This window comes from Actinomycetospora sp. TBRC 11914, from assembly GCF_012933465.1.
Taxonomy (GTDB): domain Bacteria; phylum Actinomycetota; class Actinomycetes; order Mycobacteriales; family Pseudonocardiaceae; genus Actinomycetospora.
In genome coordinates this window covers 23819-38386 of record NZ_JABBND010000020.1, presented here as the reverse complement: position 1 = coordinate 38386, position 14568 = coordinate 23819, and the positions used below count along the sequence as shown (strand labels likewise).

The 14568-nt window shown below is 75.5% G+C and carries 16 protein-coding genes; 7 read left to right on the top strand and 9 right to left on the bottom strand.

From position 1 onward, the window contains the following. Positions 1-135: 135 nt before the first annotated feature. The 5 genes from HH311_RS24990 to HH311_RS24970 form a co-directional block, all read right to left on the bottom strand. Positions 136-318 carry a hypothetical protein gene (locus HH311_RS24990; RefSeq protein ID WP_169186425.1) on the bottom strand — a complete coding sequence of 61 codons (183 nt, stop codon included), beginning with the start codon at positions 316-318 and terminating at the stop codon, positions 136-138. 62 nt (positions 319-380) lie between these two features. Further along, entirely contained in the window at positions 381-2342 is a 1962-nt protein-coding gene (locus tag HH311_RS24985) for a hypothetical protein (protein WP_169186424.1), read from the bottom strand. Between the two features lie 17 nt (positions 2343-2359). Next, positions 2360-3640 (bottom strand): deoxyguanosinetriphosphate triphosphohydrolase, encoded by a 1281-nt coding sequence (locus HH311_RS24980; protein WP_169186423.1) that lies wholly within the window; start codon positions 3638-3640, stop codon positions 2360-2362. Continuing rightward, complete coding sequence (locus tag HH311_RS24975; RefSeq protein ID WP_248293064.1) at positions 3637-4335, bottom strand: YdcF family protein; 699 nt, start codon at positions 4333-4335, stop codon at positions 3637-3639. The genes HH311_RS24980 and HH311_RS24975 overlap by 4 nt, the downstream gene beginning before the upstream one ends. After that, positions 4332-5342 carry an XdhC family protein gene (locus tag HH311_RS24970; protein WP_169186422.1) on the bottom strand — a complete coding sequence of 337 codons (1011 nt, stop codon included), beginning with the start codon at positions 5340-5342 and terminating at the stop codon, positions 4332-4334. Before HH311_RS24970 ends, HH311_RS24975 begins: the two co-directional genes overlap by 4 nt. A 336-nt stretch (positions 5343-5678) precedes the next feature. Here HH311_RS24970 and HH311_RS24965 point away from each other — a divergent pair, with 336 nt between their 5' ends. From HH311_RS24965 to HH311_RS24950, 4 genes are read left to right on the top strand one after another with little or no spacing between them, the layout of a single operon-like run. After that, complete coding sequence (locus HH311_RS24965) at positions 5679-6707, top strand: 3-oxoacyl-ACP synthase III (RefSeq protein ID WP_169186421.1); 1029 nt, start codon at positions 5679-5681, stop codon at positions 6705-6707. After that, a complete protein-coding gene (locus HH311_RS24960) occupies positions 6704-7579 on the top strand; it encodes an alpha/beta fold hydrolase (protein WP_169186420.1) in 876 nt (291 codons plus the stop codon). The genes HH311_RS24965 and HH311_RS24960 overlap by 4 nt, the downstream gene beginning before the upstream one ends. After that, entirely contained in the window at positions 7576-9195 is a 1620-nt protein-coding gene (locus HH311_RS24955; protein WP_169186419.1) for a fatty acid CoA ligase family protein, read from the top strand. The genes HH311_RS24960 and HH311_RS24955 overlap by 4 nt, the downstream gene beginning before the upstream one ends. Further along, positions 9192-10205 (top strand): NAD-dependent epimerase/dehydratase family protein, encoded by a 1014-nt coding sequence (locus tag HH311_RS24950; RefSeq protein ID WP_169186418.1) that lies wholly within the window; start codon positions 9192-9194, stop codon positions 10203-10205. Before HH311_RS24955 ends, HH311_RS24950 begins: the two co-directional genes overlap by 4 nt. A gap of 42 nt (positions 10206-10247) precedes the next feature. On the opposite strand, the gene HH311_RS24945 is transcribed toward HH311_RS24950, so the two are convergent. Further along, positions 10248-11675, bottom strand: a complete 1428-nt coding sequence (locus HH311_RS24945; RefSeq protein WP_169186417.1) for a glycine--tRNA ligase — start codon at positions 11673-11675, stop codon at positions 10248-10250. A 99-nt stretch (positions 11676-11774) separates the two neighbouring features. Further along, entirely contained in the window at positions 11775-12098 is a 324-nt protein-coding gene (locus HH311_RS24940; protein WP_169186416.1) for an antibiotic biosynthesis monooxygenase family protein, read from the bottom strand. Positions 12099-12192: 94 nt separating this feature from the next. Between HH311_RS24940 and HH311_RS24935 the strand changes: the two genes are divergently transcribed. The 3 genes from HH311_RS24935 to HH311_RS24925 are packed head-to-tail and all read left to right on the top strand — an operon-like array spanning position 12193 to position 13270. Continuing rightward, positions 12193-12507 (top strand): DUF6703 family protein, encoded by a 315-nt coding sequence (locus tag HH311_RS24935; protein WP_312030385.1) that lies wholly within the window; start codon positions 12193-12195, stop codon positions 12505-12507. Next, positions 12504-12857 (top strand): metalloregulator ArsR/SmtB family transcription factor, encoded by a 354-nt coding sequence (locus tag HH311_RS24930; protein WP_169186415.1) that lies wholly within the window; start codon positions 12504-12506, stop codon positions 12855-12857. Before HH311_RS24935 ends, HH311_RS24930 begins: the two co-directional genes overlap by 4 nt. Beyond that, positions 12854-13270: a Fur family transcriptional regulator gene (locus tag HH311_RS24925; protein WP_312030384.1), complete on the top strand. Its 417-nt coding sequence runs from the start codon at positions 12854-12856 to the stop codon at positions 13268-13270. The genes HH311_RS24930 and HH311_RS24925 overlap by 4 nt, the downstream gene beginning before the upstream one ends. A gap of 30 nt (positions 13271-13300) precedes the next feature. On the opposite strand, the gene HH311_RS24920 is transcribed toward HH311_RS24925, so the two are convergent. Continuing rightward, positions 13301-13711, bottom strand: coding sequence for a hypothetical protein (locus HH311_RS24920; RefSeq protein WP_169186414.1), 411 nt, complete (start codon positions 13709-13711; stop codon positions 13301-13303). Further along, positions 13708-14505, bottom strand: a complete 798-nt coding sequence (locus tag HH311_RS24915) for an isoprenyl transferase (protein WP_211190785.1) — start codon at positions 14503-14505, stop codon at positions 13708-13710. The genes HH311_RS24920 and HH311_RS24915 overlap by 4 nt, the downstream gene beginning before the upstream one ends. Between the last annotated feature and the right edge of the window lie 63 nt (positions 14506-14568).

The window sequence follows — 14568 nt, the reverse complement described above, 5'->3', positions numbered from 1 at the left end:
CCGGCAACGGCTCCGTTCAGCCCATCGAGGGACCATTCCCCCGAGGAGGACATGACCGAGCGTTCCTGCTTCGTGTCGGTAGGCGACACGCCGGGGCACTAGTCCGTCCGTACGCGGATGATCAGCGTCCGGGCGTCACCCCTGTCTGCCGACCAGCGGCTGGAGCCTGCCGAAAAGGCCAAGCTGGTCTGAACCGAACAGCCGCTGCAACACCGCCGAGCGGACGTAGAAGCTCAGGGAGACGACCCTGAACCGATCGCGAAGTGCACCGGTTCGGCCCAACGACGAACAACCGTTCGCCGCGTCGAGAACCTCCACTCGTCGCGATCGTGCGACGGCCGACCGGTCGATCGAGCACGTTCGGCGGACAGTCGGTTCCGTCAGCGGATCGACTGTGTACAACCGACTTCGGTGAGCACGGGGTCGCGCGGGAAGCGCAGCGCGGTCCGCGCGGGGGCGCCGAGGAGGTTCTCGCGGAACCGCGACCACGTCATCGGGGCCGACACCGAGTCCTCGAGCTCGCGGATCGCCGGGCACTGCAGGGCCCGCGTCGCGGCCGCCACGTCGTCGGCCCGCACCGCGCGGTCGTCCGGCGGCACACCGCCGCCCTGGGCCACCGACCACGCCGCGGGGAGGTTCTTGTCGTGCCCGACACGGCCGTCGGGGACCATCACCGTGTGGGCCGCCAGGGGCTCCGCCAGCCCGACGGTGTCGGTCACCCGCACGTCGAGCGAGTTGAGCGCCCCGGCCGCCCCGAGGTTGAGGAACACCATCCCGCTGGGCCGGCCCGGCGCCAGCGGGATCGTCTCCCACTCCGGCCCGGCGGGGCCCTTGCCACGGGCCTGGAGGGCGAGCACGTGCACCGGGCTCTGGGCGATGAGCTTGGCGCCGCCGGCGACGTAGGGGTGGTTGCGGTAGTCGTTGGCGGTGAGCGGGTGCGGCGTCCCCAGCAGCTGGACGTAGAAGTCGCGCTCGTCGGCGATGCCCGACGCGGAGATCCCGTCGTAGCCGGGCCGCGCGTGGGCCCCGACGACGAGGCCCCACAGGAGCAGGGCCGCGAGCGGCAGCACGGTGCGCCGGCGGACCGGCAGTGCCATCACCGGGAGGAGCAGGCAGAACACCGACGGCAGCAGCATCCGGGCGTGCATGAAGTCGCCGCCGACCCGCACGACGTACAGCACGTCGGCGAGCCCGCCCACGACCGGTGCCAGTGCGACGGCGGCCGTCCCGGCCCGGTCCCAGGCCCGGGTCGCGCGGACGGCGGGGTCGAGGGGCTCGAGGGGCTCGAGGGGCCCCGCCCCGTCGGGAGGGGCGGAGCGGCCCCGCCGCCGGGCCCACCACTCGCTGCGCGCCAGCCGGGGCCCCACGACCCCGGCCGCGGCCGCCAGCAGGCACAGCGCCGCGACGAGCAGCCAGTACGTGGCGACGGTGTCGCGCAGGTAGGAGTAGCCGCGCCCCCACAGCGCGACCCCGGCCTCCTTCGCCAGCGCCGCGGAGGGCACGAGCAGGCCGTAGTACCCAGCGCGGAACACCTCGTAGCCGGCGGCCGGCGCCGCGCACAGCGCGCCGAGCCCGACCACCCGCAGCCAGCCGCGCCGGTCGCGGGGCTGCTCGAGGACGGCGAGCGCGAGCCCGGCCGCGACCGACACGAGCGCGAGGTCGGGGCGCACGAGCGGGCCGAGCCCGATGACGAGGGCCGTGGGCCAGGCGGGCCCGGGCCGGCGGCGGGCGCCCCGCGGCGCGAAGAGCCGGGGCTCGCGCTGGGAGCGCCGCACGAGCAGCCACCAGGTGAAGGCGAGCCAGCAGAACGACAGCCCCGTCTCGAGGCCCGAGGTGCCGAAGTCCCAGAACGGCGGCATCGCGAGCACGACGAGCCCGCCCGCGGGCACCACGACGCGCCCGAGCCCGGTCAGCCGGCGGGCGGCGTCGAGCGCGAGGCCGAGCGCGGCGGCCGAGAGCACCATCCCGGCGCCGACCGCGACGTACTCCAGCCGGACGGGCAGCCAGGAGAGCCCCAGCAGGACGACGGTCCACAGCGTCGAGGTGTTGGTCTCCACCCGCTCGCCGACGTTGAACACCGGCCCGTGCCCGGCGAGGATCTGCCGCACGGTGCGCAGGAAGATCAGCCCGTCGTCCGACATCCAGCGCCGCTGCCAGATCAGCACGAGGTCTCCCACGACGGCGAGGCCGAGCAGGACCGCCGTCGTCGTCACCGGGCGGCGCCGGGCGCGGCGGGCGAGGTCGCCGGTCAGCCCGACCGCGCGCGTCGCGGCGGGGAGCCCGGAGCGCCGCGTCGTCCCCGGGGCCTGCGCGGCCCCGGGCTGCGCCGTCTCGGCCGTCACCCGTCCTCCCCCCGCCGTCATCCCGGGACCAGCCGCCGCGGCCCGGCCCCGTCGGGGGCGAGCCGGGCCGACCACGAGCGGGCCTGCGCGTCGGTGAGGACCGCGACCTGGTCGACGACGACCCGCAGCCGCGCGGCGGCGTCCCCCGCAGCGTCCCACGCGGGACGGAAGGCCGGGTCGAGCGCGTGCGGCGCGCCGTCGTGCAACCGCCCGACGAGGTCGCGCAGCAGCGCCCGCTCCCGCTCCTGCGCGGCCAGCCGGGCGGGGTCGGACATCACCCAGCGCACGGCGGCCGCCTTCAGCAGCGTCACCTCCGCGCGGGCCCACGAGGGGACCACGAGGTCGTCGTCGGGACCCGGCGCGTCGCCCGTCTCCGCGAGCGTCCCCTCCACGGCGGCCGTAACGAACCGGCCGACGAGGTCGCTGGTCAGGCGCTTGAGCGCGACCTGCGCGGCGAGCGTGCCCGGCTCTCCGCGGCGTCCCGCCTCGCGCGCCACCGTGCGCAGCGGGGGGTGGTCGGCGAGGCGGCCGGCCGCGGCCTCGAGGTCGGCGGTGGCGGCCCCGAACGCGGCCGCGGCGAGCGCGACGAGGCCGTCGTCGGGACGGGCGAGGTGGCCGGGGTCGATGCGGCCGGCCAGCACGGCGTCCTCGACGTCGTGGACCGAGTAGGCCACGTCGTCGGCCCAGTCCATCGTCTGCGCCTCGAGGCTGGGCACTCCCGTGCGGTCCTCGGGCAGGCCCGCCCGCACCCAGGTGAACACCTCGGCGTCGTCGTCGTAGACCCCGAACTTGCGGACGCCGTCCCGGCGCCGCCAGGGGTACTTCAGGCAGGCGTCGAGGGTTGCGCGGGTGAGGTTGAGGCCGCGGCAGCGCTCGTCGTCGAGGGTCTTGGGCTCGAGGCGGGTGAGCAGCCGCAGCGTCTGGGCGTTGCCCTCGAAGCCGCCGGCGTCGGCCATGACCTCGTCGAGCGCGCGCTCGCCGTTGTGCCCGAACGGCGGGTGGCCGATGTCGTGGGCGAGGCCGGCGGTGTCGACGACGTCCGGGTCGAGGCCCAGGTCCTCGGCCATCCCCCGGCCGATCTGCGCGACCTCGAGGGAGTGCGTGAGGCGGGTGCGGGGCACGCCGGTGACCTCGGCGTCCTCCCCCGGGCCCACCACCTGCGTCTTGCCCGCGAGGCGGCGCAGCGCCGCGGAGTGCAGCACCCGGCCGCGGTCGCGCGCGAACGGCGAGCGCCGGTCCCGCCCGCCCTTGGGCTCCTCGGGGAAGAACCGCTCGCGCGGGTCCCTGGTGGTGCTCACTGCAGGCTCGGGTCGGCGAAGTCCGACGAGGCGTGCGCGAGGTGGTAGTAGAGCAGCCCCGCGGTCTCGCGGACGATGTAGAAGAACTGGGTGCGCCGGGTCTGGGACACCGGGCCGCCCTTGGCCGGCGAGGTGGTGGCGTCGAGGCCGACGTCGCGGGCCATCGTCCGCGACCGCAGCGAGTGCCAGGGGTCGCTGACGATCACCGCCGACGCCCAGCCGTGCTGCGCCGCGACCGACCCGACCGCCTCGAAGCTGCCGAGCGTGTCCCGGCCCTCGTCGATCGGGAGGACGTCGCGGTTGGGCACGCCGTGCTCGGTGAGCCACCGGTCGCCGCTCTCGGCCTCGGAGAACTGGTCGCCGCGGGCCGCGCCGCCCACCGTGACGATCCGCGGCGCCACCCCCTGCTGGTAGAGCGTCAGCGCGTGCTCGAGCCGGGCCTCGAGCACCGGCGACGGCCGGCCGTCGTACTGGGCGGCGCCGAGCACCAGGATCATGTCGGTGGGCGTGCGCTCGTCGACGCGGCCGAGCTCCCAGACCCGGAACGCGGTGCCGCCGACGAGCAGCAGCCCGATGACGATCGCGCCCACGACGACGCGGGGCGCCCAGGTCAGGGCGGCGCGGGGGCGGGCCCGCGGCGAAGCCGATCTTCCGGTCCTGCGGGTGCGGGTCGGGGCGGGTCCGCTCCGGGTCATGCGCCGATCTGCCCCCGCCCGGCCGAGAGCGCCCCGGGCTCGCGGCCGCTCCGGGCGGCGATCACCTCGGCGACGATCGACACCGCGGTCTCGGCCGGGGTCCGCGCCCCGAGGTCGAGACCGACCGGGCCGTGGATGCGCGCGAGGTCCGCCTCGGTGACCCCTGCGGCCAGCAGGCGCTCCCGGCGGGCTGCCTGGGTGCGCCGCGAGCCGAGCGCCCCGAGGAAGCCGTGCCCGTGGCGCAGGCCGGCGAGCAGCGCGTCGTCGAACCCCGGGTCGTGGTCGAGCAGGACGAGCACGTCGGCGTCGGTGAACGCGGCGACGGCGGCCGTGGTCTCCTCCCGCCCGGCGAGCCGGCGGGAGCCCCACCCGAGCACGCCGGCCTGGGCCTCGAGCGCGTCGGCGATCGCTCCCGCACCCACCACCAGCAGGGACGGCACCGGCACCCACAGGTCGACCAGGACGTCGGCGCCGGCGAGCTCGGTGCGGTCGGTGGCGGTGGCGCCGCGGCGCGCGAGGCCCCGGACGTGCGCGACGACGGCCTCGTCGAGCTCCGCGGCGCCGAGCGAGCCGTGGACCTCCCCGAGGTCGGTCCCGACGACGGCGAGGGCCGCGGCCCCGTCCGCGGTGGACGCCAGCGCGGCGGGGACGCCCGCGGCGAAGGCCCGGGCGAGCGCACCCGCCGGATCGGCCGCGAGGGGGTGCGCGAGCAGGGTGGCCCCGCCCGCGCAGGCCAGCCCGGCGGCCACGGCGTCGTCCTCCGCCACGTGGGCCTCGGTGGTGCCCGGGGCGGAGAGGGCGCTGCGGGCGAGGTCGACCGCCGGGGCGTCGAGCGCGCCCCGCAGCAGGTCGCCCGCGGTCACGACCTCGCCGAGCAGCGTGCCGCGCGCCGCCAGCAGCTGGCCCGGCTCGACGGTGCCGAACCCGTGCCGCGCGAGGACGCGCACGACGCTGACGGGAGCAGCCGGATCGTCTCCTCCGGCGAGGACGTCGCTCAGCTGGCTCACACCCTCAGGGTAGGCGAGCCCCCCGACGGTCCCCGCCCGGCGGGCGCGCCCGCCGGGCCGGGCTGGCGGTGACCGACGTCACACCCGTCGTCTCCGCCGCGAGATCCCGGGAGCGGCGGGCGACACCCGCCGTCGTACGCACGAGTAGTGCCGTACCGTGCGCCGCCCGCATCGGTGCCCCGAATTCCTCGCCCGTTCGGCGTACGGGATCCCGGGGATTTTCCTGTTACCCGTCGTTTCCTATGATCTCCGGTAGCACGAACAATGCGTTCGGAGATCCCGCGGTACCGCACGACGAACTGGTGGGAACTGCGCGCGACCCGCATTCTTTCGGCCATGAGGGCGGCACAGCGGTACGACGACGTGGTGATCACCGGACTGGCGCACGTCGACGCGCCGCACCGGGTCACCTCCCGCGAGCTCGAGGACCGGATCGCCGGGACCCTGGGGCGCCTGCGGATCACGCCCGGCCTGCTCGAGAAGCTGTCGGGCATCGCCGAGCGCCGGGTGTGGGACGAGGGCACCATGCCGAGCGAGGTGGCCGCGCGGGCCGGGGAGGACGCCCTCGCCCGCAGCGGCGTCCCGCGCCACGAGATCGGCGCGCTCATCAACACCTCCGTGAGCCGCGACCACCTCGAGCCGTCCACCGCGAGCATCGTGCACGGTCGCATGGAATTGCCGCCGGAAGCCGTGAACTTCGATCTGGGCAACGCCTGCCTCGGATTCCTCAACGGGATGAACCTCGTCTCGACGATGATCGAGCGCGGCGAGATCGACCACGGACTCGTCGTCGCCGGGGAGACGAGCCGATTCGCGATGGAATCCACCCTCGCCCGGCTCGCGGGCGACGAGGCCACCCGCGCGATGTTCCACGAGCAGTTCGCGACGCTGACCGTCGGGTCGGGCGCGGTCGCGATGGTGCTCTCCCGCGCCGACGGCCCCGGCGGGCACCGCTACCTCGGCGGGCTGGGCCGGGCCAGCACCGTCGGGAACTCCGCGCTGTGCGTCGGGCAGGCCGACGAGATGCGCACCGACAGCTCCGGGCTGCTGGCCGCCGGCATGGAGCTCGCCGGGCGCGCCTGGAAGGAGGCCGTCGCGGCGTTCGGGTGGGACGCCGCAAGCTACGACGTGTACTGCCTCCACCAGGTCAGCAAGGTCCACACCCGCGCGGTGTCCGACCAGCTCGGCCTCGACCACGACCGGTTCCCGTCGCAGTTCCCGCTCTTCGGCAACATCGGCCCGGCCGGGGTCCCGACGGTGCTGTCGAAGGCCGTCGAGGACGGCGTCGTCACCGACGGCTCGCGCGTGATGCTCATGGGCGTGGGCAGCGGGATCAACGCTGCGGCCGCGGAGGTGCTGTGGTGAGCACCGAGGCGCTCGCCTCCCGCACCCTGACCGTCGGCGGCCACACCATGGCCTACGTCGACGAGGGGTCGGGGCCGCCCGTCCTGCACGTCCACGGGAACCCGACGTGGTCGTTCTACTGGCGCTCCCTGCTCACGACGCTGCCCGCCGACGGCTTCCGGGTGATCGCGCCGGACCACATCGGGATGGGCCGCTCCGACAAGCCGTCCCGCGCCGAGTACCCCCACACGCTGGCGCGCCGGGTCGCGGACCTGACCGAGTTCGTCGACGCCCTCGACCTCGACGGGCCGCTCTGCCTCGTCGTGCACGACTGGGGCGGCCCGATCGGTCTCTCGTGGGCCGTCGAGCACCCCGAGCGCGTCGACCGGGTCGTCGTGCTCAACACCGCCGCGTTCCCGCTGCCCGCCGACAAGCGGATCCCGTGGACGCTGCAGGCGGCGCGGCTGCCCGTCGTCGGCGACGTCGCGGTCCGCCGGTTCAACGCCTTCTCCCTCGGCGCGCTCGTCCTCGGCTCCGGCCGGCCCTGGCTCGGCGCCGAGGCCCGCCGCGGCCTGCTCGCCCCCTACGACCGTCCCGAGCACCGCGTGGCCGTGCACGCCTTCGTCCAGGACATCCCGACCGGGCCCGCCGACCCCGCCCACCCGGTGCTCGTGCGCCTCGCCGAGCGGCTCCCGCTGCTCGGGGAGAAGCCGGTGGCGGTGCACTGGGGCATGAAGGACCCGGTGTTCGACGCGTCGATCCTGCGCCACCTGCTCGGCTACCTGCCCCACGCCGAGGTGCACCGCTACCCCGGCGCCGGCCACTACGTCCTCGAGGACGCCGCGGACGAGATCGTGCCGCGGGTGCGGCGGTTCCTGGCGGCCGGTCGATGAGCACCGCGACCCCGACGACGACCCTCGACGGCCTGCTCGCCGAGCACGGGGCGGCCCGCCCCGACGACGCCGCGCTGGTGCTGCCGGGGTTCGGCGGCTCGACGCGCACGGTCTCCTTCGGCGCGCTGGCGCGGCGGGTGACCGCGGCCGCGTCGGGACTGCTCGCCGCCGGCATCGGCCCGGGCACCCGCGTCGCCCTGCTCGTGCCCCCGACCGCCGACTTCTTCGTGCTCGCCTACGCGCTGGTGCGGGTGCGGGCGGTGCCGGTCGTCGTGGACCCGGGCATCGGGCTCGGCCGGGTGCGGGACTGCCTGGGCGAGGCGGCGCCGGAGGCCTTCGTCGGGATCGCGACGGCGCACCTCGCCCGGCGCGCCCTGGGCTGGTGCCCGTCCGCGCGGGTCGCGGTGACCGCCGGCCCGGTGCCGGTGCCGGGCACCGTGTCGCTGCGCCGCGTCGAGCGGGAGGGGTCCCGACGCGGGCCGCGGGCACCGCTCCCCCGCCCCGACGGGGTCCCGGCCGCGATCCTGTTCACCAGCGGGTCGACCGGCCCGCCCAAGGGCGTCGAGCACCACGAGGACGGGCTGCTCGCCCAGGCCGGCCTGATCCGCGACCTCTATGGCCTCGGCCCCGGCGACGTCAGCCTCGCCACCTTCCCGCCGTTCGCGCTCTTCGGGCCGGCGCTCGGGATGACGACGGTGGTGCCGCGGATGGACCCGACGCGGCCGGCGAAGGTGGTGCCCGCGCGGCTGGTGACGGCCGCGCGGCGCAGCGGGGCGACGGTCATGTTCGGCTCCCCCGCCGTGCTCGACCGGCTCGGCCGCGGCGCCCCCGCCGGCACGACGCTGCCCGCCCTGCGCCAGGTCGTCTCGGCGGGGGCGCCGGTCCCCCGCGACACCCAGCGGCGGGTACTCGCGCTGCTGGGCCCGGGCGCCCGGGTCCACACCCCGTACGGCGCCACCGAGGCGCTGCCGGTGACGACGATCGCGAGCGACGAACTGCTCGCCCTGCCCGACGACGGCATCTGCGTGGGGCGCCCGGTCCCCGGCGTCGACGTCGCGCTGATGCGCCCGGCCGACGGGCCGGTGGCGGCGCTGACCCCCGACCGCCTGGTGGGCGCCGGCGAGGTCGGGGAGGTCGTGGTCCGCGGCCCCGTCGTGAGCCCCGCCTATGCCGACCGCCCGGACGCGACGGCCGCCGCCAAGGTGCGCTGGGACGGCCGGCTCGCGCACCGCACGGGCGACCTGGCCTCCCGCGACGACGACGGCCGGCTCTGGTTCGCCGGCCGCGTCACCCACGTCGTGCACACCGCGGACGGCCCGCTGCACAGCGTGCCGTGCGAGGAGGTGCTCAACCACCACCCGGCGGTGCGCCGCTGCGCGCTGGTCGGGGTGGGGCCGGCGGCGGCGCGCAGCCCCGTCGTCGTCGTGGAGATGCTCCCCGGCCACCGGCTGGACTCCGAGGTGGCCGGGGAGCTGCGGGCGCTCGCGGCGGCCGACCCGCGCACGGCGACGATCGAGGTGTTCCTCGCCCACCCCGGTCTGCCCGTCGACCCGCGCCACAACTCGAAGATCGACCGCGAGGCACTCGGCCGGTGGGCCGCGCGGGAGCTGGCGTGACGGCGCTGGTCACCGGGGGCGGGGGCTTCGTCGGGGGTGCCGTCGTCGACGCGCTGCTAGCCCGCGGCGAGCCGGTCGTGAGCCTCGCGCGCGGCGACTACCCGGCGCTGCGCGAGCGCGGGGTGACCACGGTGCGCGGGGACCTCACCGACCCGGTCGCCGTGCGGGAGGCCCTCGTCGGGTGCGACACCGTCTTCCACGTCGCCGCCCGGGCCGGCATCCGGGGCACCGTCGCGCAGTTCCGGCACAGCAACGTCGAGGGCACCCGGGTGCTGCTCGACGCGTGCCGCGCGGCGGGCGTGCGGCGGTTCGTGTTCACCAGCACGCCGTCGGTCGTGCACACCGGCGGCGACATCGCCGGCGGCGACGAGTCGCTGCCCTACGCGACGCACTTCGACGCGGCCTACCCGGAGACGAAGGCCGAGGCCGAGCGGCTGGTGCTGGCCGCGAACGGCCCCGACCTCGCGACGGTCGCGCTGCGCCCGCACCTCGTGTGGGGCCCGGGCGACACCCAGCTGGTCCCGCGGATCCTGGCGCGGGCCCGGGCGGGGCGGCTGCGCTTCGTCGGCGACGGGTCGGCGGTCATCGACACCACCTACGTCGACGACGCGGCCCGGGCCCACCTCGACGCCGCCGACCGGCTCGCCCCGGGCGCCGCGTGCGCCGGACGGCCGTACTTCATCACCTCCGGCGACCCGCGCCCGGTCCGCGAGCTCGTCAACGGCATCGTCGTCGCCGGCGGGCTGGAGCCGGTGCGCGGCACCGTGCCGGTGGGGGTCGCCGTCGCGGCCGGCGCGGCGGTGGAATCGGTGTGGCGGGTGCTGGACCGGGTCCCGTTCCTCGGCGACGTCGGCGACCCGCCGATGACCCGCTTCCTCGCCCGCCAGCTCGCCACGGCGCACTGGTTCGACATCTCGGCCGCCCGCCGCGACCTCGGCTACGAGCCGCGGGTGTCGCTGGACGAGGGGTTCGCGCGGCTGTCCGGTGCGCTCCGCGCTCGTGAGCACTAAATGCCGGTATAGCGACAGTTAGTGCTCACGAGCCGGAGGCACCTAACAGCCGATGAGCCGCGCCGCCAGGTAGCCCTCGAGCTGGTCGAGCGCCACACGCTCCTGGGTCATCGCGTCCCGGTGGCGCACCGTCGCCGCCTGGTCGTTGAGTGAGTCGAAGTCGATCGTGACGCAGTACGGCGTCCCGATCTCGTCCTGGCGCCGGTAGCGGCGACCGATGGCCCCGGCGTCGTCGAAGTCGACGTTCCAGTGCTGCCGGAGCTTCGCCGCGACGTCGCGCGCCACCGGCGAGAGGTCGGCGTTGCGCGACAGCGGCAGCACGGCCGCTTTCACCGGCGCGAGGCGCGGGTCGAGCTTGAGGACGGTGCGCTTGTCGACGCCGCCCTTGGCGTTCGGCGCCTCGTCCTCGGTGTAGGCCTCGAGCAGGAACGCCATCATCGGCCGCCCGACGCCGGCCGCGGGCTCGATGACGTAGGGCTTGTACCGGGAGTCGGTGGCCTGGTCGTAGTAGCTCAGGTCGACGCCGCTGTGGTTCGAGTGCGTCGTGAGGTCGAAGTCGGTGCGGTTCGCGATGCCCTCGAGCTCACCCCACTCCTGCCCGGCGTTGAACTCGTAGCGGTACTCGATGTCGACCGTGCGCTTCGAGTAGTGGGAGAGCTTCTCCTTGGGGTGCTCGTAGTGGCGCAGGTGGTCCCGCGCGATCCCGAGCCCGGTGTACCAGCGGGTCCGCTCGTCGATCCAGTACTGGTGCCACTCCTCGTCCGAGCCCGGCTCGACGAAGTACTCCATCTCCATCTGCTCGAACTCGCGCGTGCGGAAGATGAAGTTCCCGGGCGTGATCTCGTTGCGGAAGCTCTTGCCGATCTGGCCGATGCCGAACGGCGGCTTCTTCCGCGCCGTCGACATGACGTTCGCGAAGTTGACGAAGATGCCCTGCGCGGTCTCCGGGCGCAGGTAGTGCAGGCCCTCCTCGGACTCGACCGGCCCGAGGTAGGTCTTGAGCATCATGTTGAACTCGCGCGGCGGGGTGTAGGAGCCGCGGACTCCGCAGTTCGGGCAGGGCACCGTCGAGAGGTCGTAGGACACGTGGCCCTCGGAGTCGGTGGACTCCAGCGACGGGCCGCCGGTGCGCTCGGAGAAGTCCTCGGCGAGCTGGTCGGCGCGGAACCGGCGGTGGCAGTTCGTGCACTCGACGAGCGGGTCGGTGAACACGTCCACGTGGCCGGAGGCCACCCACACCTGCTTGGGCAGGATGACGCTCGAGTCGAGCCCGACGACGTCGTCGCGACCGGTCACCATCGTCCGCCACCACTGGCGCTTGATGTTGTCCTTGAGCTCGACGCCGAGGGGACCGTAGTCCCAGGCCGACCGGGTACCGCCGTAGATCTCCCCCGAGGGGAAGACGAACCCGCGGCGCTTGCACAGGTTCACCACGGTCTCGATGCGGGCGCTTCCGGTGGGGGTCGGCACTTCTGTTCTCCCGACGGCGGGCCGCGCGGCCCGCCGGACTCGCTGGTCGTCTGGCCTACCCAGCGTAGCGAGGCTCGGCCGGCCGCTCGATCCACCGGTTCACCCGAGGATGCTCGGGCGCTCCTCGACCCCGCCATCGGCCGCCGGGGCGGTCAGCCGGCGCTCGAAGGTCGCGGCCTCGTCGGTGCGGGCCGCGGAGAGGAACGGCACCACGTGCTCGCGGACGTCGAAGGGCGCCAGCGCGCGGCGGTAGGCGGTGAGCGAGGCGAACACCGCGACGAGCACCCACTCCCCCGGCGCCTCCACGGCGCTGCCGAACTCGACCCGCTCGCACCCGGGCTGCGCGGCCAGGAGCCCCACGGCGCGCCGCGCGCGGTCGAGGAAGTCGTCCCCGGCCTCGTCGAACCGGCACACCAGCAGCACGGCACCGACCTTATCGACACCGGGTGTCAGTATCGGGAGGAGGTGGGACACTGGAGGACACAGGCCGGGACGACGACGAGGGCGGTGGAGGACGGTGCCGACGCGAGGCGGCGGGCAGGGTGCCCGCCGAGGGCTGCGCCGGGGCGACACGAGGCGCCCGCTGCTGCCCGGATCGGGGCCGCTGGCCGGGGTGTCGCCGATCCTGGCGTTCCTGGTCGTGGTCGCGGTGTTCGCCGTGGGCGCGATCGTCGGGGGGCTGATCGGGGCGCTGCTGCTGGCGCTGCTCGCCGTCGGGGTCGCCGTGCTGCTCGCCACCACGTGGCCGCGGCTCACGCCGCCCGAGCGCCTCGCCCGCGTGCTGGTGCTGGCCGTGCTCGTGGCAGTGACGATCGGGGTGGCGCTGCGGTGAACGCCGTCCAGATCCAGGCGCCCGACGAGGCCCCCCACCTGCCCGCCGACGCCCCCGCCCCGCCGCCCACCGAGACGCTGGCCGCGGCCGGCGAGCTGCTGCGCGCCCTCGCCGCGCCGGTGCGGATCGCCGTGGTGCTCCAGCTGCGCACCTCCCCGCGCTGCGTGCACGAGCTGGTCGACGCCCTCGGCGTCACCCAGCCACTGATCAGCCAGCACCTGCGGGTGCTCAAGGCGGCCGGCGTGGTGCGCGGTGAGCGCCGGGGCCGCGAGGTCGTCTACCGGCTGGTCGACGACCACCTCGCCCACATCGTCGTCGACGCCGTCGAGCACGCCGAGGAGGACGCGTGAGCACGGACGGGGCCCGTCCCACCGTCGTGCCCGGCCAGCGGGCGACGCGCCAGCGGGCTGCGATCGGCGACCTGCTCGACCAGCTCGACGACTTCCGCTCGGCCCAGGACATCCACGAGGAGCTGCGCCGCCGCGGGGAGGGCATCGGGCTGACGACGGTGTACCGCACGCTGCAGGCGCTGGCCGAGGCCGGGGAGATCGACGTGCTGCGCACCGCCGCGGGCGAGGCGTCCTACCGGCGCTGCTCGGACACCCACCACCACCACCTGGTGTGCCGCAGCTGCGGGCGCACCGTCGAGGTGGAGGGACCCGCCGTCGAGCACTGGGCGGAGAAGGTCGCCGCCGAGCACGGCTTCGCCCAGATCGACCACACCGTGGAGATCCTCGGGGTGTGCGCGACCTGCCGGGCCTGACGGGCCCGGCACCCGTCGTCGGGACCGCCCTCAGGAGGTGCCGACGAGGTCCGCGCGGACCTGCGAGGCGGTGGAGACGACGAGCATGAGCAGCGTCCCGAGCGGGTCGGGGGCGAGGCCCTCGGCGGGGAACGCGTAGCGCAGGGTCACGTCCCACCCGTCGTCGGTGGCGATCGCGCCGAGCGTGCCGAAGAGCCCCTGCCCGGCCCGCTCGGCGATCTGGCGGGGGATCTCGTCGCCGACGAGGTCCCACGCGACGACGCAGGTCAGCGACAGCACGGCCAGCCCCTCGACCAGCTCGATCCCCTGCACCGCGCACGGCACGTCGCCGTGGCGGAAGGACAGCGCGCCGTCGTCGTCGACCCGCACCTCGACGAACTTCTCCAGCGCCTCCCGGGCGGTGATGAGCAGCGTGGCGGTGGTCGCGGCCTCGCGGCTCACGGGTTCTCCTCGGGGTCGGTCGCGCCGTTCGCGGTGGGGGCGTCGGCGGCGCCGCCGTAGCGGCGGTCGCGGCTGGCGTAGATCTCGCAGGCCTGCCAGAGGTGGCGGCGGTCGAAGTCCGGGAAGAGCGTGTCGAGGAAGACCATCTCGGCGTAGGCGGACTGCCAGAGCAGGAAGTTCGAGGTGCGCTGCTCCCCGGAGCTGCGCACGAACAGGTCGACGTCGGGCATGTCGGGCTCGTCGAGGTGGCGGGCGATCGCGCGCTCGTCGATGCGGTCCGGGTCGATCTCGCCGCGGGCGGCCCTCCTCGCGAGCTCGCGGGCGGCCTGCACGATCTCCGCGCGCCCGCCGTAGTTGACGCACATGGTGAGGGTGACGACGTCGTTGTCGCGCGTCAGCTCCTCGGCCTTCTCGAGCTCGGAGATGACGCTGCGCCACAGCCGCGGCCGCTGCCCCGACCAGCGCACCCGCACCCCCATCGCGTGCATCTCGTCGCGGCGGCGGCGGATGACGTCGCGGTTGAACCCGAGCAGGAAGCGGACCTCCTCGGGACTGCGCCGCCAGTTCTCGGTGGAGAACGCGTACGCGCTGATCCACTTGACGCCGAGGTCGATGCAGCCGCGGACGACGTCGAGCAGCTGCCCCTCGCCCTTCCGGTGCCCCTCGATCCGCGGCAGGCCCCGCTGGTTGGCCCACCGGCCGTTGCCGTCCATGACGAGCGCGACGTGGTTCGGGACGAGGTCCGGCGGGATCGGCGGGGCGGTGGCGCCGCTCGGGTGCGGGGTCGGCGGCATGATCGTCGGGTCGCCGGGGCCGCGCAGCGGGCGGCCGGAGCGGCCGGTGCCGGTGCGGTCGGG